General features: G+C 30.9%; 22 protein-coding genes. 16 read left to right on the top strand and 6 right to left on the bottom strand.

Features of this window, described 5'->3' with window-relative positions; all coding sequences use genetic code 11:
• Positions 1-36 precede the first annotated feature (36 nt).
• The 9 genes from B5D15_RS02310 to B5D15_RS02270 all read left to right on the top strand — a co-directional run bounded on the left by B5D15_RS02310 (position 37) and on the right by B5D15_RS02270 (position 8,556).
• Positions 37-924 (top strand): MerR family transcriptional regulator, encoded by an 888-nt coding sequence (locus B5D15_RS02310; protein ID WP_078695497.1) that lies wholly within the window; start codon positions 37-39, stop codon positions 922-924.
• Positions 925-1,122: 198 nt separating this feature from the next.
• The gene (locus B5D15_RS02305; RefSeq protein ID WP_078695496.1) at positions 1,123-1,611 is read left to right on the top strand and encodes a Csac_0668 family 2Fe-2S cluster-binding (seleno)protein; all 489 of its coding nucleotides are present in this window, start codon (positions 1,123-1,125) and stop codon (positions 1,609-1,611) included.
• Between the two features lie 126 nt (positions 1,612-1,737).
• Entirely contained in the window at positions 1,738-2,637 is a 900-nt protein-coding gene (locus tag B5D15_RS02300; protein ID WP_078695495.1) for a phosphatidylserine decarboxylase, read from the top strand.
• 299 nt (positions 2,638-2,936) lie between these two features.
• Positions 2,937-3,515, top strand: a complete 579-nt coding sequence (locus B5D15_RS02295; RefSeq protein ID WP_078695494.1) for a 2-oxoacid:acceptor oxidoreductase family protein — start codon at positions 2,937-2,939, stop codon at positions 3,513-3,515.
• Positions 3,508-3,810: a 4Fe-4S binding protein gene (locus B5D15_RS02290; protein WP_078695493.1), complete on the top strand. Its 303-nt coding sequence runs from the start codon at positions 3,508-3,510 to the stop codon at positions 3,808-3,810. Before B5D15_RS02295 ends, B5D15_RS02290 begins: the two co-directional genes overlap by 8 nt.
• Before the next feature lie 18 nt (positions 3,811-3,828).
• Entirely contained in the window at positions 3,829-5,007 is a 1,179-nt protein-coding gene (porA, locus tag B5D15_RS02285; RefSeq protein ID WP_078695492.1) for a pyruvate ferredoxin oxidoreductase, read from the top strand.
• 11 nt (positions 5,008-5,018) lie between these two features.
• On the top strand, positions 5,019-5,963 hold the full coding sequence (locus B5D15_RS02280; protein ID WP_078695491.1) for a thiamine pyrophosphate-dependent enzyme: 945 nt from the start codon (positions 5,019-5,021) through the stop codon (positions 5,961-5,963).
• A gap of 191 nt (positions 5,964-6,154) precedes the next feature.
• The gene (locus B5D15_RS02275; RefSeq protein ID WP_078695490.1) at positions 6,155-7,606 is read left to right on the top strand and encodes a transglutaminase domain-containing protein; all 1,452 of its coding nucleotides are present in this window, start codon (positions 6,155-6,157) and stop codon (positions 7,604-7,606) included.
• Between the two features lie 119 nt (positions 7,607-7,725).
• Complete coding sequence (locus B5D15_RS02270) at positions 7,726-8,556, top strand: metallophosphoesterase (RefSeq protein ID WP_078695489.1); 831 nt, start codon at positions 7,726-7,728, stop codon at positions 8,554-8,556.
• A 161-nt stretch (positions 8,557-8,717) separates the two neighbouring features.
• Here the strand turns inward: B5D15_RS02270 and B5D15_RS02265 are convergent, their stop codons facing one another.
• The 5 genes from B5D15_RS02265 to B5D15_RS02245 all read right to left on the bottom strand — a co-directional run bounded on the left by B5D15_RS02265 (position 8,718) and on the right by B5D15_RS02245 (position 12,565).
• Entirely contained in the window at positions 8,718-9,194 is a 477-nt protein-coding gene (locus tag B5D15_RS02265) for a DUF892 family protein (protein WP_078695488.1), read from the bottom strand.
• Positions 9,195-9,322: 128 nt separating this feature from the next.
• Positions 9,323-9,523: an asparagine synthase gene (locus B5D15_RS02260; RefSeq protein WP_078695487.1), complete on the bottom strand. Its 201-nt coding sequence runs from the start codon at positions 9,521-9,523 to the stop codon at positions 9,323-9,325.
• Positions 9,524-9,607: 84 nt separating this feature from the next.
• Positions 9,608-10,087 carry a PTS sugar transporter subunit IIA gene (locus B5D15_RS02255; RefSeq protein ID WP_078695627.1) on the bottom strand — a complete coding sequence of 160 codons (480 nt, stop codon included), beginning with the start codon at positions 10,085-10,087 and terminating at the stop codon, positions 9,608-9,610.
• A gap of 13 nt (positions 10,088-10,100) precedes the next feature.
• Positions 10,101-11,549, bottom strand: coding sequence for a PTS transporter subunit EIIC (locus tag B5D15_RS02250; RefSeq protein WP_078695486.1), 1,449 nt, complete (start codon positions 11,547-11,549; stop codon positions 10,101-10,103).
• A gap of 179 nt (positions 11,550-11,728) precedes the next feature.
• The gene (locus B5D15_RS02245; RefSeq protein WP_078695485.1) at positions 11,729-12,565 is read right to left on the bottom strand and encodes a PRD domain-containing protein; all 837 of its coding nucleotides are present in this window, start codon (positions 12,563-12,565) and stop codon (positions 11,729-11,731) included.
• 234 nt (positions 12,566-12,799) lie between these two features.
• Between B5D15_RS02245 and B5D15_RS15670 the strand changes: the two genes are divergently transcribed.
• The 7 genes from B5D15_RS15670 to B5D15_RS02210 all read left to right on the top strand — a co-directional run bounded on the left by B5D15_RS15670 (position 12,800) and on the right by B5D15_RS02210 (position 20,651).
• Complete coding sequence (locus tag B5D15_RS15670; protein WP_078695484.1) at positions 12,800-13,705, top strand: FMN-binding protein; 906 nt, start codon at positions 12,800-12,802, stop codon at positions 13,703-13,705.
• A 267-nt stretch (positions 13,706-13,972) separates the two neighbouring features.
• Complete coding sequence (locus B5D15_RS02235; RefSeq protein WP_078695483.1) at positions 13,973-15,865, top strand: FAD-dependent oxidoreductase; 1,893 nt, start codon at positions 13,973-13,975, stop codon at positions 15,863-15,865.
• Positions 15,866-16,074: 209 nt separating this feature from the next.
• A complete protein-coding gene (locus tag B5D15_RS02230; RefSeq protein ID WP_078695482.1) occupies positions 16,075-17,046 on the top strand; it encodes a polyprenyl synthetase family protein in 972 nt (323 codons plus the stop codon).
• Positions 17,047-17,078: 32 nt separating this feature from the next.
• Positions 17,079-17,438: an FMN-binding protein gene (locus tag B5D15_RS02225; RefSeq protein ID WP_179122159.1), complete on the top strand. Its 360-nt coding sequence runs from the start codon at positions 17,079-17,081 to the stop codon at positions 17,436-17,438.
• 27 nt (positions 17,439-17,465) lie between these two features.
• Positions 17,466-19,046 (top strand): ATP-binding protein, encoded by a 1,581-nt coding sequence (locus B5D15_RS02220; RefSeq protein ID WP_078695480.1) that lies wholly within the window; start codon positions 17,466-17,468, stop codon positions 19,044-19,046.
• A gap of 4 nt (positions 19,047-19,050) precedes the next feature.
• Positions 19,051-19,758 (top strand): response regulator, encoded by a 708-nt coding sequence (locus B5D15_RS02215; RefSeq protein WP_078695479.1) that lies wholly within the window; start codon positions 19,051-19,053, stop codon positions 19,756-19,758.
• A 23-nt stretch (positions 19,759-19,781) separates the two neighbouring features.
• Entirely contained in the window at positions 19,782-20,651 is an 870-nt protein-coding gene (locus B5D15_RS02210; RefSeq protein WP_078695478.1) for a 1,4-dihydroxy-2-naphthoate polyprenyltransferase, read from the top strand.
• A gap of 57 nt (positions 20,652-20,708) precedes the next feature.
• Here B5D15_RS02210 and B5D15_RS02205 read toward each other — a convergent pair.
• A partial coding sequence (locus B5D15_RS02205; protein ID WP_179122158.1) for an ATP-binding protein occupies positions 20,709-20,953 on the bottom strand: 245 nt, incomplete at its 5' end.

Here is a 20,953-nt window from a genome sequence, read left to right as displayed (position 1 = left end):
AAGGCATTGGACTATGATTGTTAAGAGGTGATAAAAATGTATATTAAAGATGTCTGCAGCAAGTGTAAATTAACAAAAAAGGCTGTTGAATACTACGAACAGCAGGGATTAATTTACCCAAAGGTTTTAGAAAATGGTTATAGAATTTACAGCGAAGAAGATATTAATAAATTAAAAGAAATTGGAGCTTTAAGAAAAATTGGTATCAGCATTGCTGATATAAAGGATATTTTAGAAAGTAATAATAAATCTGCTGCACTTTCAAAGTGTAAATATAAGATGAATTTAGAATTTGAAAAGTCAATTGCAAAGAAAAAATGCTTAGAACAGCTGATAAAAGATTATAATATTGATAATGCATTAAAATATATTGAAGAAAATATAGATAAATTTTTTACTATTAAAGAAAAGCTGCTTCAATCTTTTCCAGGATGGTATGGAATGTATTTAAGCATACATTTTGGGCAGTTTCTAAACGGTAAAATTGATACTGAGGAAAAAGAAAATGCATATAAAAAAATAGTAGAATATCTTGATAAAATTGAAGGAATCCAGTTGCCTGATGAACTTGAAGAATATTTACTGCAAAGTACTGAATATTTAGAAGATGTGGATATGCAAAAAATAAATAATATTATATTAGATGCTGTTAATAATACAGAGGAATATCTTAAACAAAACAAAGAAGATATTGAAAAATATTTAGAATTTAAAAATTCAGATGAATACAAAAATTCTATAGCCTATAAAATGCAGCAGTTATTATTAAAGTTTCAGCAAGAGAGTGGTTATTATGATATATTTATAAAAAATCTAAAGATATTAAGCGATTCATATCGAGAGTATTTTGAAAAACTTCAGGCCGCAAATAAAATTTTTTTAGATAAATATCCTCAAATTGATAATACTTATAATAGATTATAAAAAGAAAGTTAAAGTGAAAGAATACTTCCAGTATGTATAATCTTAATTTTCAATTATAGATTTTTTAATACCAAAATAATAATGAAAATCATATTGAAAATATTTCTGAAAAAGTGTATAAAAAAATATATGATATTTAATATGATGACAACGGAATAATTCTTTGCTTTAAATTTATTTAAGAAGGAGAGTGAGTCTATGCCACAAGTTTGTAAAACCGATTGCTGCTGTGGTGAAAAAGAACAATTTAAAAAAGCAGAATATGACAATAAATGTCCTGTTTGTAATTTGTCAGGAATAAAAGTAAGAAATATAACTGTTAAGCATTTGGTTAAAGATGACATTGCTGAATTAGTAGGAGATATGGATTATTATATATGCATGAATGAAGAATGTGATGTAGTTTATTATAACTTACAATCAGGTTTAAAGTTTATAAAAGAGCAAGTTAAAGTGCCTATATGGTTTAAGAAAGATGCTGAGCCTAAATATGCCTGCTACTGCAGCAAAGTTACAGAGCAGCAGGTAATAGATGCTGTAATTAATAATGGAGCACGAACTGTTAAGGATATTATAGAGATTACTGGGGCAATGAGAAACAGTGATTGTATAAAAAATAACCCCTTAGGAACATGCTGCCATAAGATAATTCAGGAGGCTATAGAAAAAGGTTTATCTATGAAATAAGTGCAAAATAATTAATCAGACATTCATTATAATTGATACTATTATGGTTTTATGCGGTTGTCAGCATAAATTTTTTATACTATAATTGCTTTGTTAAGTATATTTTTGTAGCGGTAGGAGTTTATAATGATAAGGTTTTATAATAGAAAAACAAGGCAATATGAAACAGAAAATGTTGCTGGGTGTAGTTTTTTAAAATGGATTTATTATTCGAATATAGGAATGGGAATGTTACATTTTTTTATAAAGAGAAAAATTGCATCTCAAATTTACGGATTATATTGTAATTTATCAATAAGTAAAAGAATGATATATGATTTTGTTGAAAAATTTAATATAGATATGTCAAGATTTGAATTACAAAAAGAAGAATATAGAACTTTCAATGATTTTTTTTCAAGAAGGTTAAATAATGAAAAAATAAATATTGAAAAAGATGATAATATTTTAATTTCTCCATGCGATAGTAAAGTATTAGCATATCAAAATATAGATAAGGATATGCTTATACAAGTTAAAGGAATGACATATTCATTAAGTAATTTAATTAAAAATCAAGAAATTGCAAAGCAATATCAGGGAGGAACTTGTTTAGTTTTTAGATTATGCCCTACAGATTATCATAGATTTCATTTTATTGATGAAGGGATATGCGAAAAAACAAATTTTATAAAGGGGTTTTATTATTCTGTTAATCCAATTGCTTTAGAAAAAATTGAAAGGATTTTCTGCGAAAATAAAAGGCAGTGGTGCATATTTCATTCAAAAAATTTTTCAGATGTTTTATATGTTGAAATTGGAGCAACCTTTGTAGGCTCAATCATTCAAACATACACACCAAATTTAAAGGTAAGCCGAGGGGATGAGAAGGGATATTTTAAATTTGGGGGTTCAACTGTAATATTGTTTTTTAAAAAAGAAATTATTGAAGTTGATGAGGATATAATAAAGCAAACTCAAAAAGGGTTTGAAACAAGTGTTTTTATGGGAGAGAGAATAGGAATAAAGAAAAACAACCGTGGCTAAGTCCATGGTTTTTTTATGTAGAAAATGGATAAAATTATATGAGCAATATAAGATATATATGTTTTTTGTCATAAAGGGTAAATTTATATAATATTCTTCTTTGAAAATCTTTTTCGATTTTTAAGAGTTATTGACTTTATTAACCTGCTTTGTTACAATTTTTTTTGAATACTGTTATAATTCAAATTTCCTTTGAATTATAACTTTATAGGTTCTGTTTTCTGTTAACAATTATTATTGTTACATAATTTAGGCAGTGCCTGAATATAAGTTAAGAAGTTGAAGGGAGGAAAAAAACAATGGGTAAGCTTGTTGAAATTCGTTGGCACGGTCGTGGTGGACAAGGTGCTAAAACAGCTTCATTACTACTTGCTGAAGTAGCTTTTAACACTGGAAAGTACATACAGGGTTTTCCAGAATACGGCCCAGAAAGAATGGGTGCTCCAATTACTGCATATAACAGAATAAGTGATGATCCAATAACAATTCATAGCAATATCTATGAACCAGATTATGTAGTAGTTGTTGACGAAACTTTAATCAAATCAGTTCCAGTAACTGCAGGATTAAAGGAAAATGGCGCAGTAATTATCAATACTTCAAAATCACCAGAGGAAATTAAAAAAGAATTAAATTATAATGGAAAAGTATATACAATCGATGCAAGAAAGATTTCAGAAGAAACACTTGGAGCATATTTCCCAAATACTCCAATGCTTGCTGCGGTTGTAAAGATTACTGAAGTTGTTTCAGTTGAAGTATTCTTAAACGATATAGAAGCATCCTTCAAGCATAAGTTTGCTAATAAGCCACAGGTTGTTCCAAAGAACATGGAGGCTGTTAAGAGAGCACTTGAGGAGGTGAAGGGAAATGAGTAATAGAAAGGTGAATATAACACCAGATACTACTTGGAAAGAAACTACACCAGGTGGAGTTATTGTTGATGCAGGTAATGCTGAAGATTTTAAGACAGGTGACTGGAGATCAATGAGACCAGTATGGCACGAAGATAAATGTAAGCACTGCTTACTTTGCTGGGTAGTATGTCCCGATAACTCCATAAAAGTTGAAAACGGTAAATTCGTTGGATTTGACTATGATCACTGCAAAGGCTGCGGAGTTTGTACAAAACAGTGTAAATTTGGCGCACTTGATTTCGTTCCAGAAGAATAATGAGGGGAGGATTAGAATATGGCGAAAAGAGTTTCTTTAAGCGGTAACGAAGCAGTTGCATTTGGTATGAAACAAATCAACCCTGATGTTGTTGCTGCTTTCCCTATAACACCATCAACAGAAGTACCTCAGTACTTTTCACAGTTCGTTGCTAATGGACAAGTAGATACAGAATTCGTTCCAGTTGAATCAGAACACAGTGCTATGTCAGCATGTCTTGGTGCTGCAGCAGCAGGTGGAAGAGTCATGACTGCAACAGCATCAGCAGGTCTTGCACTTATGTGGGAAATGCTTTATGTTGGTGCTTCAATGAGAACCCCATTGGTTCTTGCAGTTACAAACAGAGCATTATCAGGACCAATAAATATACATAACGACCACTCAGATACAATGGGTGCAAGGGATTCAGGCTGGATTCAGCTATACAGTGAGTCAGCACAGGAAGCCTATGATAACTTAATTCAAGCTGTAAGAATAGGTGAACATAAGGATGTTCAGCTTCCAGTTATGGTTTGCTACGATGGATTTATAACAAGCCATGCTGTTGAAAATCTTGAAATGCTTGAAGATGCAGATGTTAAAAACTTCGTTGGAGAAAATAGAATAGCTCCATATGCACTGCTTGGTAAAGAGCCAATGTCTATGGGACCACTCGATCTTCCAAATCATTACTTTGAACATAAAAGACTTCAAGCAGAAGCAATGAAAAATGCTAAAAATGTTATTCTTGAAGTAGCAGCTGAATATGAAAAGTTATCTGGAAGAAAGTATAGCTTCTTTGAAGAATATAAAATGGAAGATGCAGAAGCTGCAATAGTTGTAATAAACTCAACAGCAGGAACTGCAAAATATGTGGTTGATAACTTAAGGGCACAGGGTAAGAAGGTTGGACTTATTAAGATTAGAGTATTCAGACCTTTCCCAGCAGAAGAAATAGCAAAGGCTTTAAAGAATGTTAAGGCTGTGGCAATAATGGACAAACTTGATGGATTCTCAGCATCTGGCGGACCATTATTTAATGAAGTAAGAAGTGCTATGTATGGAGTAGCAGATGGAAAGATAGTAACAAGCTATATATACGGTCTTGGTGGAAGAGACGTTACAAGCGTTAATATAGAAAAAGTTTACTCCGATTTATTCAGTGCAATCGAAACAGGAAAATACGAAGTATACAATTACTTAGGAGTAAGGGAATAGGAGGTGTAGTTATGCCAAATTTGAAGGAACTTTCAGCAAAGAAGGTTAGACTTACAGGTGGACATAGAATGTGTGCCGGCTGTGGTGCACCAATGGTTGTTAATTGGGTATTAAAAGCATTAAAGGATGAACAGAAGGCAGTTATATCAAATGCAACTGGATGTCTTGAAGTTTCAACATGCCTTTACCCATATACTGCATGGAAGGATTCATGGGTACACACTGCTTTTGAAAATGCTGCTGCAACAGGAAGCGGTGTTGAAGCTGCATATAGAGCAATGAAAAGAAAGGGAACGCTTAAGGATGACTATAAGTTTATAGCCTTTGGCGGTGACGGAGGAACTTATGATATAGGTCTTCAATCCCTTTCTGGTGCGATGGAAAGAGGACATGACCTTTTATATGTATGCTACGATAATGGAGCATATATGAACACTGGTATTCAAAGGTCATCAGCAACTCCAATGGGTGCTGATACTACAACTTCACCTGCTGGAAAGGTAAAACCAGGTAAGCAGCAGTATAGAAAAGACTTAGCAGAGATTATGGTATCACATCATATACCATATGTTGCACAAACTGTTCCAGTAATTCCAGGAACTCCATATATGTTCGACCTTTGCAATAAAGCTGAAAAAGCATTCAGCATTGAAGGGCCAAAGTTTATGAACGTTTTAACTCCATGTCCAAGAGGATGGAGAATTGATACAGCAACTGAGCTTGAAGTTATAAAGGCTGCTGTTGATACTTGCTTCTGGCCGCTTTATGAAGTTGAAAATGGAGTTTATAAGATAAACTACATTCCAAAGGAAAAGAAACCAATAACTGAATGGCTAAAACCACAGGGAAGATTTAAGCATTTATTTAAACCAGAAAATGAACATATTATAAAGATGATACAAGAAGAAGTAGACAGAAGATGGGAAAAACTTCTCTATCTTGCTAAAGTAAAATAAAAAGCTTTGGGCATTTGCCCAAGGCTTTTTATTTTACAATAATTATCAACAAATGGTATAATGTTCTATGAAGTGTTTTATTAAGATTTCAAAATAACAGTCGAAATTATATATATATTTAAGTGAATTGCTGCTACTAATAAAAGTGGGCGGCTTCTTACAATAATTAGGTTAAAAAAAGGAGGGATAAGATGAAGCTAAAAAAGACAGCAGCTATTTTAGTATCTTTTATTATAATTTTTAGTTTAATAAATATTAACACCAATGCAGCAAAGTTTACCCTTCCTAAAGGAGTAATTGTTGTAAATAATTATTCACAGTTTTATAGTCAAATTAAAAGTGCAGTTTCTGGTAGAAAAACATCTATAATTTTATACGTAAAAAAGTTTAATTCAACATATGATGTTCAAAAAGCTATAAACCAAGCACAGTATGACTGCTTTTACAAGAATTATATTGTATCATCATGGGGATATAAATATGTAAGTAATAATAAGAGCAGGCTTTTATATGTTACTTTAAACTATTCTAATGTTGATGGATGGGCTAAAAGTTATGATGAACTAAAAAGTATAATAAAGAAAAACATTGTAAAAAGACCTGATATTTTAAGAATAAAAGTTCTTACAAATAATGCAGAAATAGAACAAAAAAAGCTTTTAGTAATTGATGATTTAAGTAAAGAGCTTAATGGAGAGAATTACATTGGCAGTTTTCAAATAAATATAAGCGGACTCTCTAATTCAAAGGTAAAAGTATATAATTATAAATTAAATTATAAAGAGCAAGACATCAAAGAATCTTTATTAAAATCAGATAATATAATTAGCTTAGCATCAAGAAATGATAAAGAAGCAGATAGCTCTGTTTTAACAAATGAAGATGAAATTAGCAGCTCACTTAAAAAATCTATTATTAATTGTGATGATACGTTAAAATTAATAATAACGAAGGGTTATATGAATAATGATTTAAAGGCAATTATGAATAGAATATTCGATTTGGTTAACAAGATAGTTCAGGAGGATATGGATTTAAGCTACATTAATAATATAAGCATAGAAAGCAGCTATAATGAAACTTCTAATATTAATTTGAATATTAAATTTGATTATAATTATCCTCGTGAAACTATATTAAATCAGCAAAGTGAAGTAAATAAAAAAGCTAAAGAAATTATAGATTCAATTATTAAAGCAGATATGACAGATTTTCAAAAAGAATTAGCAATACATGATTACATTATAAATAATACAAGATATGATGAAGAAAATTATTACAATGGAAGTATTCCGTGGGAATCCTATACTTCCTATGGAGCACTTATAAAGGGAGTTGCTGTGTGTCAAGGGTATGCAAGTGCAATGAGTAAACTATTAAATCTTGCAGGAATTGAAAACATGATAATAACAGGAAAGGCTAATGGGGAGGCTCATGCATGGAATCTTGTTAAGCTTGACGGAGAGTGGTATCATGTTGATGTAACCTGGGATGACCCAATATTCTATAAAAATGGTAATAAAGTTGACACTATTCGATATGATTATTTCAATATAACAGATTCTCAAATGATGAAGGATCATACATGGGATATAGATATGTACCCAAAGTGCACAGAGACAAAATATAGATATGATAACTAAAACCATGCCGATTATTATTTAAAGCATTAGTTGAAACAGGGCTTGTTGGATGTGTTTACCAACAAGCCCTGTTGATGTATAATTATATAGTTAAAGTATTTAAATAGATTGGAGATATTATGAAGGTTAAAAGGTTTATTATATTTATAACTATAATAGTTTTATTTTTATATTTTGATAATAACTATATATATACATCGAGTATAAAAGTTAAAAATTCAAAAATTCCAAATGAATTTCAAGGGTTTAGAATAATTCATTTATCGGATTTACACTCAAAAAGATTTGGAAAAAATCAGAGATATTTAATAAGTAAGGTTAGAAGTCAAAAACCTGATATTATAGTTTTTACGGGAGATTTAGTTGACAGAAGAAGATATGATGAAAATCCACCTATCGAGCTTATAAGAGAGCTTGTTAAAATTGCACCTGTGTATTATGTAACAGGAAATCATGAAAATTGGTCGGATAATTTTAAAAGCCTTGAAACAAAGCTTATAAATTATAAAGTTAATGTTTTGCATAACGAATATAAAGAAATAAAAATAAAAAACAGCAGCATATATATCGCAGGAATAGATGATCCATCTATTGAAACGAAATCCTATAGCGGATATTCAATAACTGAAAGGGAATTAAAAAAGTGCACAGCAAATTTAAATAAAAATAAATTTAAAATATTGTTAGCTCACAGGCCAGAATTAATAAACCTTTACTGCGACTATGGTTTTGATTTGATTTTTAGCGGTCATGCTCATGGAGGACAGGTCCGTATTCCTTTTATAGGTGGTGTTGTTGCTCCAAATCAGGGATTCTTTCCAAAATATACTTCGGGACTTTATAATTATAAAAAAAGCAGTTTAGTTGTAAGCAGAGGTCTTGGGAATAGTGTTTTTCCATTTAGAATATTGAATTGTCCTAATATAGTTGTAGTTACATTTGAAAAATAAATTTCGAGGTGATGATATGGGTAAACTTTTAAAATATTTAAAAGTTACTGCGGTAATATGTGCAGTTATGGATTCTATGCAAAGCTTTATAACAGCCAGTTTAAAAAAGGTATGGAGATATAAAAATGGGCGGTAATATTTACCGCCCATAAAGCTTAATATCATTGAGCTTGGTACATTCCATGACTTTCCATGTACTTAAATATATCTTCTCCGTGCTCTTGTTCTTCCTTTTGTATGTGATTTAATGCCTGTCTTATGTTATGATCTCTGAATTCAAAAATTGCAGTGTTATATGAACTTGATACGTATTTTTCTGTCCCAAGCATATCTTTGCAAAGATCTGCATCTGCTTGATTAGTCATACCTACTTGCATTGGAGAAGGATTAAATGTTTGAGCTTGCTGGTTTTGCTGATTCTGCTGTCCTTGCTGGTTTACATTAGGAACCTGACCGTTTAAAATTTGGTTGATAGTATTTAAATGCTGCTGCTCCTGTTGTGCATGCTGCATAAAAATTTGTTTCAGCTGAGGGTCCTGAGTCTGATTGGCATAGTTAGTGTACTTTTTAATGCATAATTCTTCATGGGACTTTTGATCCTGTAAAAGCGTTCGCTCTTTCTGGGTTAAATTTATCATTAACTCACCTCCATTTTTAATATTTGTAATATCCAAAAAAATATTCGTTAAAATTGATAAGAAAAGGAGTATAAAATAAAAGGAGCTGTTTAAATAGATTTTTATCTATTTAAAAACAGCTCCTATCACTATCTTCTATGTTCTACAAGGTCTATGGTTCCAAGAACGACATGGGCTAATCCAAAGCCTACAATACCGGCTGCAACTAATGAAACAACTTCCTTATCTTTAACATTTGTACCATGTTTTCTCATATCATTAATCTCTAAAGCTGTACCTGCAGCAGTAACTACAGTACCTAAAACAGTTGGAATTAACCCTTCGCGCATTAAAACCCCTCCTTATATGAAGATGGTGACATTTATAGGGTTTACAAAGAGATATTTTTTATTCTTAAAAAAATATTTTTTATTTTACTTTAAAAATGCCTTTAAAACTGTTTTTGACGCATCGCAATCTCCATAATACTGTTCAATAGATTCCACAAAATCCATATTTGTTATAACCATTGGAGTTATTGGTGATTTTGCTCTGCTTTTAACAAGCTCTAAATCAAAAGAAATTAATTTGTCGCCAGCTTTAACTTTATCGCCTATATTGACAAAAGAATTAAAGCCTTCCCCCTTCATTTCAACGGTGTCTATACCTATATGAATCAGTATTTCAAGACCTTCGTTAGTTTTTACTCCGATTGCATGCTTTGTTGGAAACATATTTACAATCTCACAGTCGCATGGAGAATAAACAATACCTTCTACTGGATCTATTGCTATTCCGTTTCCTAACATTCCTGAAGCAAATACTTCATCGGGAACATCTTTTATCTCTATTGCTCTTCCTTTAACAGGAGATTTTAGTTCAATAGCTTTTCTCTTTTTGAATATACTAAGCATTCTATCTCCTCCTTTATAATAGCTTTTTAATCTCATCCTTAAGAGCTTCTGATTCAGTTCCATAAACTACTTGGAGGTTTCCACCGCCAAGATCCATTATTCCAGCAGCTCCTATTTTTTTAAGTTCAGCTTTATTTACCTTTGATATATCATTTACTGTAAGTCTAAGCCTTGTAATACAAGCATCTATCGTATCTATATTTTCTTTACCGCCAAGAGCTATCAGAATTCTTTCAGCTTTTGAACCGGAAAGTGAAGATGTATCGATTGATTTTTCAGAGTCTGAATCTTCATTTTCATCTTCTCTACCAGGAGTTTTAAAATCAAAAATCTTAATTCCAAAGTAGAAAACTGTAAAGTATAGAGCAAAAATTATAGGACCTACTACTAAGAAAAGCTTCCATCCATTTTGAGCATTTGAAATTCCTAATACATAGTCGATTATACTTGCAGAAAAAGTATAGCCAAGCCTTATATCAAATGCTTTTGTTAAAATACCTGAGATAAATGCTCCAATTACATGAAAAATATAGAGAGGTGGAGCAACGAAAATAAATGAGAACTCAATTGGTTCGGTAATACCTGTTAATATGGATGTAATTGCTGCAGTTAACATAACACCAGCGATTGCTTTTTTCTTGTCTTTCTTAGCATTAAGGTACATAGCGAGAGTTGCTGCAGGAAGTCCAAAAAGCATTATTGGGAATTCACTTGCCATAAAGTATCCGGCAGTTCTATCTCCAGCAAAGTACCTTGCCGATTCCCCCTTAAGAATTTGACCAGTTGCAGGGTCGAGGTATCTTCCAAATTCATAAAGGAATGCTGGGTAGTAAACATGGTGAAGTCCAACAGGTATTAGAGCTCTTTTGCCTGCTGCGTAAAATGCAGGACCAAAGTATGAATTAACTGCAAAGTTAGCAAATTTGTTTATAACAGTCTGAATAGGCGGCCAAACATAAGCAAATGCAATACCCATAAACAAAGCTGCAACAGCTGTTACAATTGGAACAAGTCTTTTTCCTGCGAAAAATCCAAGATATGGAGGCAGCTTTGTCTGATGAAATCTTTCATAAAGTTTTGCAGCAACAATACCTATGATTATTCCAGCAAAAACTCCCATATCTATTTTTTCTATGCCTTTTGCCTGTATATTATTTAGTTTCCCCATAACGTCGAGAACTTTTGTCATAACTCCATAGCCAACAACAGAAGCAAGACCTGCAACTCCTATATTGTTTGCAAATCCAATAGCAACACCAATTGCAAATATAAGAGGAAGATTTTCAAATACAACAATTCCTCCGCTATATATGATTTGGCCTATAGCATTGAGGATGCCGCTGCTTTGCATCAGCCATCTTCCAAGGGCTACGAGAATACCAGCTGCAGGAAGTACAGATACTGGCATCATAACTGATTTTCCTATTTTTTGAAGAGTTTTAAATACATTTGTTTTTGCCATAAAAATGCCTCCTTAAATTATAGTATAATTATTAGTTGATTAAATATTATATTTATTTTTGAATAGTATAGTTTTACAATGGAAGATTTAATACTATAAAATAAAAAGGCATGAGCTTATAATACCATTTGATATCATAAGACTCATGCCTGATCGAATCAGTAACACGTCTTTTAAAATTATATATTGTTGATTAATCTTGCTATATGAACTGCTATATATCCTATTTCACTTTCAGGAACGGGTTTGTCGAGTTTTTCTTCGATATAGGTGCATACTTTCTTTGAAACTTTAAATTCCTGCTTTAGCTTTTTTTCTAAATTAGGAGATAAAAAGTTTTCAAAGGTTTTCCCTCTGTCTACTCTTTGAAGGGCGTATCTTAAATGTGATATAAGCCTTGCATACTCGAGGGATTTCTCGTTTATGCTTATATCAAGCTCTTTTTGTATAAAATTTATAATCTCTTTTACTAGTTTAGTATATTTAAGGCTGTCAGATACACTTTGATTTACCCTCGCAGAGTATAAATGAAGAGCAATAAAGCCAGTTTCACTTTCTGGAAGTATTATATTTAATCTTTCTTTAACAAGGTTTATACATTCCTCTGCAATAGAGTATTCTATAGGATATAAAGTCTGTATTTCGACTAAAAAAGGATTTACAATATCAATTCCTTCTGATAAACGGCGTATTGCAAAATTTATATGGTCAGCAAGACCAACATGAATGTGAGAACTTAGGGGTTCCTTTAGTCTTTGCGATGCCATATTAATAATTTCTTCAGATACTGCAACTACTTTTTTATCAGTATTTTGAAGGATTTTAGCATAGTCTTCTCTGTCTTCATCGTCTATTGCAACAAACTTTTTTTCAATGCTGCTTTCATTTAAAATTATATCTCCTTTTGACTTGCCAAATCCAATGCCTTTTCCAGTCAATACATATAATTTGTTTTTTCTCTTACAGATTATAACATTATTGCTTAGAACTTTTGAAACAATAAATTCATTATCCATATTTACACCTACAAATCATGATTTTACATCAAAATTATATAAATTTCAAGATAAAATTAGCAATATTAATTTGTCCCAAAAATGGTTTATTAATACACAGTTTAAGTTTCTAAAATGAAAAATAAAAAATAAATGACCAAAATGACCAAATTGCTGATATTCATTGACATAAATTTAACAACGAAATACAATTAAAACGTAGGTTAAAATTATCAATAAATTGGGGGTAAAGTTATGAAAAACAAAATTATATCCATGATCTTATCTTTGATTCTTATAACAGGTTTATTGTCTGGATGCGGATCAAATACTACAAGTGGAAATACGAATAGCAATACTGCCAGCAACACAAGTAGTAATACACAAGAAACACAAAAATCAAAATATGCAGATGGAATCTATTTTGCACAGGCAGATGATTTTGATGCTCAAACTGGTTGGAAAGATGTAGTTACACTTGAAGTTAAAGATGGGAAAATAGTTTCTGCTGATTGGAATGGAGCTAATAAAAATGGAGGAGCTGACAAAAAGACTGTATCAAAAGAAGGAAAATATGGAATGAAGCAGATTGGCAAAGCTCAGTCGGAATGGCACGAACAAGCACAAAAGGCAGAAGCATATTTAATAGAAAAACAAGATCCAAAAGCTATAACATATAAAGATGCAGAAGGGCATACAGATGCAATATCAGGAGTATCAATACATGTAATGAGCTTCTTTAAATTAGCAGAAAAGGCATTAGCAAATGGACCAGTTCAAAGAGGACCCTATAAGGATGGAACATATCATGCAGAACAAGCAAATTTTGATCCTCAAACAGGCTGGAAAGAAACAGTAGATATAACTGTTATCAATGGAAATATAGTTGCTGCAAATTGGAATGGAGTTAATAAAGCTGGCGGAGATGATAAGAAAACTCAATCAGCAAAAGGTATATATGGTATGAAGGAAAAAGGCAAAGCTCAGTCAGAATGGCATGAACAAGCACAGAAGGTAGAAGCATATTTAATAGAAAAACAAGATCCAAAAGCTATAACATATAAAGATGCAGAAGGACATACAGATGCAATTTCAGGAGTATCAATACATGTAATGAACTTCTTTAAGTTAGCAGAACAAGCATTAAGCCAAGCAAAATAATAAATATAAGGGTATACTATATTATCTAGTATACCCTTTTTAGACATAGTTTGCATCAAAATATGAACAAAATTAACAAAATATATTTATAATGACCAAAAGGATTGAAAAAGTAGATTTTATAATCTGATATGATAAAATTTTAACTAAGAGAATTTGCTGGTGTACTTTATTTATAAGCTTTATACAAAGAAAAGCAAGACTTTATATTTATAACAATTATGTAACATAAAATTTAAAAAATATTAAGCTAAGGGGGGACAAGTTATGCCAGAAAAAAAGAGAATTGTTGTACTTGGTGCAGGATATGGTGGTGTATTGACAGCAAAAAAGCTTGCAAAGAAATTTAAGAAAGATGAGAATGTTGAGATTACACTCATTGATAAAAAGCCATATCATACAATGCTTACTGAACTTCATGAGGTTGCGGCTGCGAGGGTTTCTGAAGATTCGATAAGGATTGATTTGAAGAAAATATTTGAGAAAAGAAAAGTAAATGTTATCCTTGATGAAATAGTTGAATTAGATTTTAAAAATAAAGTATTAAAATCTAAAACTAATTTATATGGATATGACTATGTAGTTATTGGGACAGGCTCTAAACCAACAAGTTTTGGTATACCTGGGGTAGATGAATATACACACAAACTTTGGTCATATGAAGATGCTGTAAATTTAAGAGAACATATATTAAATATGTTTAGAATGGCTTCAAAAGAAAAAAATAAGGCCATTAGGCAAAAAATGCTTACCTTTATAGTTGTAGGGGCTGGCTTTACAGGAATTGAGATGATAGGTGAATTGGGTGAATGGAAGGATAGACTATGTAAGGATTTTAACATAGATAAAAATGAGGTTAAACTCTATGTTATAGACGCTCTTCCTAAAATACTTCCTATTTTCCCTGATAAATTAATTAAAAAGGCTGAGAGAAGACTTAGAAAATTAGATATTGATATAATAACAAATGCAGCTATTACTAAAGTAACAAAAGAAGGAGTTAACTTATCAGAGGATAGATTTATTGAGTCTAATACAATAATTTGGGCTGCAGGAATTGAAGGCGCTGATATTATAGGAAAAATGGAAGTTGAACAAAAGGGAAGAAAAAGAATAGTAACAAACGATAAGCTTCAATCTGTAGATTATGAAAATGTTTATGTTGTTGGAGATAATATATTCTATATTCCTGAGGGAGAAGAGAAACCAGTTCCACAGATGGTAGAAAACGCAGAGCATTCTGCAGATTTAGTTGCTCATAATATTTTTACTGAAATAAAGGGCGGAGAGAAAAAGTCCTATAAACCTAAATTCCATGGAGCAATGGTTTGTATTGGAGGAAGATATGGAGTTGCCCATATTGGATCTCCGGGTAAGTTTTTTGGATTATCAGGGTTTTTTGCGATGTTCGTAAAGCATTTTATAAATATTGTTTATTTCTTCCAAGTTGCTGGTTTTAATAAATGCTGGTCATATATGCTTCATGAATTCTTCCATGTTAAAGATAAAAGGAGTTTTGTAGGAGGGCATTTTTCAAAGGCATCTCCAAATTTTTGGTTGGTAATATTAAGAATATTTGTAGGCTATAAGTGGTTAGAAGAAGGATTGAATAAATTACCTAAAATAATAAAGGAACCAGGAAAGATATTCCTAATACCACCTCCAGCAATGGATGCTGCAACTTCTGCTTCAGTAAAAGCAGCAGCTGATACTGCAGTTCAAGCGACATCTTCAGCTTCAGCAGCAGGCGGTACAGCACAAGCAGCTTCTCAATGGGGAGCAGCTCTACCCGTTCCAGATTTTATTGAAAAAATTGTAAAATGGTCTATGAATACTTTCTTTTATACTGGAGATGGTGGTTATACTACTTTAGCACAAATCTTTCAGACATGTATGGTTATTGGAGAGATAGTCGTTGGACTATGTTTAATTATAGGATTGTTTACTGCACTTGCATCTATTGCTTCAGTTTTAATGGGGACAATGATTTGGGCATCAGGCATGGCACCTGCTGAAATGCTGTGGTATCTTAGTGCTGGAATAGCATTGATTGGAGGCTCAGGAAGTACTTTTGGGTTTGATTATTATGTGCTTCCGGCTTTGAAGAGAAAGTGGAAGAATATAGGATTTGTGCGAAAATGGTATCTTTATGTAGATTGAAAATATAGTTAATAATTAAATTCGTAAATCAAATGTCCTTTTAAAAATTAATTAAAAGGGCATTTGATTTTAATATTAACATTATATAAGGTACAACATAATTTGAAGTTTAACAAAAAATTATGTAGAATTATGTATTATGGTAAATTATTATTGATAACTATAAATTAAATAAGAAATTAAGAAAAATAATTAGCATAGGTGATAAAATGAATAAATTTTGGATAAAATACCCTGATTTAGATGAAGAACTTGAATTGGTAAAAGATATAATTAAAAATAACATAAAATCAAGTAATAAGTATTTTACACAATCTATTTTTCCTTTAGTAGAGACTGGAGGAAAGATGCTAAGGCCTGGATTTTTATTGATTGCAGGGAAATTTGGAAATTATGATAAAGAAAAACTGCATAACTTAGCTGCGGCTATCGAAATGATGCATACTGCAACGCTTATTCATGATGATATAATAGATGAATCAAAGCTAAGAAGAGGCATTGAAACTATACAGTCAAAATACGGAAAGGAATATGCTGTTTATGCAGGTGACTTTTTATTTTGCCAGTGCTTTATTATGCTTTCAAAGTATAACTATTCAATGGAAAACTTAAGAGATATATCAAATGCTATATCAAAAATATGTATTGGAGAGATAAAACAGCATAACATTAGATATTCAACCAAGGCAAGTCTAAGAAATTACTTAAAGATTATTTCGGGGAAAACAGCAGCATTGTTCGCTATAAGCCTATACACTGGAGCTTGGGAATCAGGATGTACAAAAGAAATATCGAATTTATTAGGTAAAATAGGATATTATATTGGAATGGCATTTCAAATAATAGATGATTTACTCGATTATAAGGGAGATACAGTAAAACTGGGCAAAAATGCACAAAATGATTTAATAAAAGGTTATTATACTTTACCTTTAATTTATGCTATTAATGAAGATAAAGAGGGTGAAATAAAAAACATACTTGAAAATTCAAGATTAAAAGAAAATGATGTTAAGAGAATTATAGAATTAGTTAATAAATACAAAGGCATTGAAAACGCTGAAAGGTTGGCAGATAAATATACTGAAAAAGCCTTTATTAATATAGAAAAGTTGCCAAATTGCAGGTCGAAGGAGATTTTAAAGGATGTTACACAAAGACTATTGATTAGAAATTATTAGTAAGTATCTTATTTGAAGAGGTGGGTTAAATATTGAGAAGGCTTTTTATTATTTTTTTAATTATATTATTAGTTTTACAGTTATCTTCTTGCTTATCAAAAAAAGTAATTTATAAAGAAGGTACTTATGAAGGTGTTGGAGAGGGGCATGTTGGAAAAATAAAAATAAGGCTTGTAACAGATAAGTATAGTATTAAAGAAATCAAAATTATAGAAGATGAGGAAATACCAATAATCGCAGAAAAGGTTTATAACAAAATACCTCAGCAGGTTATTAAGTCGAATAGCGGTGATGTTGAGGTTGTAACAGGAGCAACTTATACAAGCCGTGGACTAATAGAAGCTATAAATGATGCATTAAATAAAGCTAAAATAAAAAATAACAATAATTAAAATTTTTCATCAAAAAGTAATGTGAGGATGAGAATATTGAAACTGCAGTATCGATTAACATTATTTATTAGTTCAATCATAATTTCTATTATTTGCGGCTTAGGTCTTGCTTCATATCATATGATAAAGAATACTATTGAAACTCAAATGGGCAATAATGCGATGGATTTGGCTGTAACTATAGCATCTATGGATGATATTAAAGAAGCGTTAGCCACAAAAAAAGATTACAAGACAGTTCAAAATATAGTAGATTGTTTTTGTGATAAAACTAGATTTCAATATATAATTGTAATGGATATGAATGGAATTAAATATTCATATCCACGAGGGAAATCCTTAGGTAAAAAATATAATGATGGAGGAGAAGAAAGAGTTTTAAAATACGGGGAATCATATGTATCTAAGGATAAAAACGTTTTAATATCTGCAATTAGAGCATTTGTGCCGATTTATTATAATGGTAGACAGGTAGGGGCTGTTTTAGTTGGACTTTTAACAGATACTGTATATAAAGAACTTTCTGCACATATACTTTTTTTTAAAATAACTGTTGTAATAGGATTAATAATAGGAATAGTAGGAGCAGCTATTTTAGCAAATTTGATTAAAAGGACAATTTTTGGGTTAGAGCCCAGCGAAATTGCGCTTTTGCTTGGACAAAGAGATTTGATACTGCAAAGCATAAAAAATGGTATTTTAGCAATAGATAAAGATGGAAATATATTGTTTTTTAACAAAGTTGCAAAGGATATATTAAATTTTAAAGATGATGATGTAGGAAAAAACATAAAAGATATGCACTTAAAATATGCTGATGAAATGATGAAGGCATTGATTTATAAGGATGCTATATATAATCAGGAAATTAAACTCTGCCATGATATAACACTTATTTGCAGTCATACATTATTAAGGAATCATAAGGATGAAATAATTGGAGTTGTTTCAATTTTTGAAGATTTAACAGATGTAAAGAAAATGGCAGAAGAATTAACTGGTATAAAAAAAATGACCAGCGCATTAAGAGCACAAAATCATGAATTTATGAATAAATTACACACGATTTCTGGCTTAATACAATTAGAAGAATATGAAAAGGCTCTTGAATATATTTCAAATGTGTCTTACCAAAGGCGAGCTGTATCAGAAGTTTTGAATAATCAAATAAAAAATCCCCATATAGCAGGACTTCTATTGGCAAAATATAACAAAGCAGTAGAAGCAAAAATTTCTTTGGTCATAGATAAAGAATCTAACTTAGAAGAAATACCCCAAAGTATAACTGTAGATGATCTGTGCTCTGTTATAGGAAACCTGATTGAGAATTCTATAGAGGAGTTAGTAAAGCAAGAAAATGGGAAAATAATTGTAAAGCTGAATTCTAACAAAGATGGACTTAGAATTAGGATTGAGGATAATGGACCGGGTATAGATGAGAAAATAGCCGATAAAATATTTATTAGAGGATTTACAACAAAGCCTGGTAATAGAGGAATAGGGCTCAGTATAGTTAAACAAATTATAGATTATGCAAAAGGCAGCATTAATGTTATTCAAGACAATGGAGTTATTTGGGATATATTTATACCAATGAAAGGAATTTGAGAGTATGATTAAGGTATTAATTGTAGAAGACGATCCTATGGTAAGGGAGATAAATTCAAGATTTTTAGAAAAGGTAGAAGGTTTTATTCTGAAAGACAGCGTTAACTCTTTAGAAAAGGCTAAGGAGGTTATATTAAAAGAAACTATTGATTTGATTTTACTGGATGTTTTTTTTCCACAAGGTAAAGGTATTGAGCTTTTAAAATGGATACGTTCCCAAAATATAAAATGTGATGTTATTTTAATAACAGCAGATAGAAATTCAGAAACTGTAGAGGAAGCTTTCAGATATGGGGCAGTTGATTATTTGGTAAAGCCATTTATGTTTAACAGATTCAAGGAAGCATTGTTGTTATATAAGGAAAGAAAAGAGAGTTTTGAAAATATAGATAATATTGAACAAAATATTATAGATAAGTATGTTATAAAAGATAATAAATTATTGCAAGAATATGGTGATATAGAATTCGATGAGATAATAGATATAAAGGGGTTTAATAAGCATACCTATGAAAGAATTTTGGAAGGCATATATCAAATGAAAGGAAAGCCGTTTACATCACAACAGATTGCCAAGCTTGTAGGTGTTTCAAGAATTACTGCAAGAAGATATTTAGATTATTTAGAGAAAGAGAATAAGCTGGAGATTGAGATGGAATATGGTAAAATAGGAAGACCTATAAACAAATATAGACTTAAATTGGACAAGTAAATCTTTAGAAAGAGGGATTAATTGTGAAAGTAAATAGTTTTCTTAAATTGGTTGAAATACAAACAAAAATAGCTAGTGTTATACCTTTTTTACTTGGTACTATTTATGCTGTATATAGGTTTAAAAGTTTTAATGTAATAAATTTTATATTTATGTTTGTCTCATTAATAACCTTTGATATGGCGACTACTGCAATAAACAATTATTATGATTACAAAAGAGCGGTTAAAAAACATGGATACAATTATGAGATGCATAATGGTATTGTAAAATATAATTTAACAGAAACATCAGTTAAAATAACTATATTCGCACTTCTTTTGTGTGCAACATCCTTTGGAATAATGCTATTTTTAAATACAAATATAATTGTTCTAATAATTGGTATAATATCCTTTGCAGTTGGAATTTTCTATTCCTTCGGTCCTGTGCCAATATCTAGAATGCCCTTAGGCGAAATATTTTCAGGGATATTTATGGGATTTGTTATTGTTTTTCTTTCTGTTTTTATACAGGTAGATGATAAAATACTGAATCTAATCTATCATAATGGTTTTTTAACATTAAATATGAACTTAAAAGAAATTATTTATATCTTTTTAATATCTATCCCTACAATAAATTGTATTTCGAATGTAATGCTCGCTAATAATATTTGCGATATAGATGATGATTTAGTAAATAAGAGATATACTCTTCCAATATATTTAGGTAAGGAGAAAAGTTTATTAATTTTTAAAATAGCTTATTATGTAGTATATATTGATATAATTTTATTAATAATATTAGGAATAGTTCCTGTTTTTTCTATAATTACTTTATTAACTTTTTCTATTATAAATAAGAATATAAAGCTTTTTAATGAAAAACAGACTAAATGTGTTTTGCAATAATTAAATACAAACTTTTGAAAAAAATCTTTGCAACATCCGCATTACCATAATTGTAAATTAATTGTATTTCATTAATGAATTTTGGAGCCTCCAGCTGGGGCCGTCAAATATTAGTAAATGACTGTGATGGACCATCCTATCAAGTATAGCGTTTGTTAGCTTTTCATCGAAAAAAATACTGTTCCATTTACTGAATTCAAGGTTTGTAGTTAATATTATGCTTTTTTTCTCATAGCATCCTGCTATAACCTGGTATAATAGTTTAGCCCCTTCAATGTCAATTGGAATGTATCCCCATTCAT

This window comes from Caloramator quimbayensis (assembly GCF_900167605.1).
Lineage (GTDB): Bacteria > Bacillota > Clostridia > Clostridiales > Caloramatoraceae > Caloramator_B > Caloramator_B quimbayensis.
This window is presented reverse-complemented; position numbering and strand designations above follow the sequence as displayed.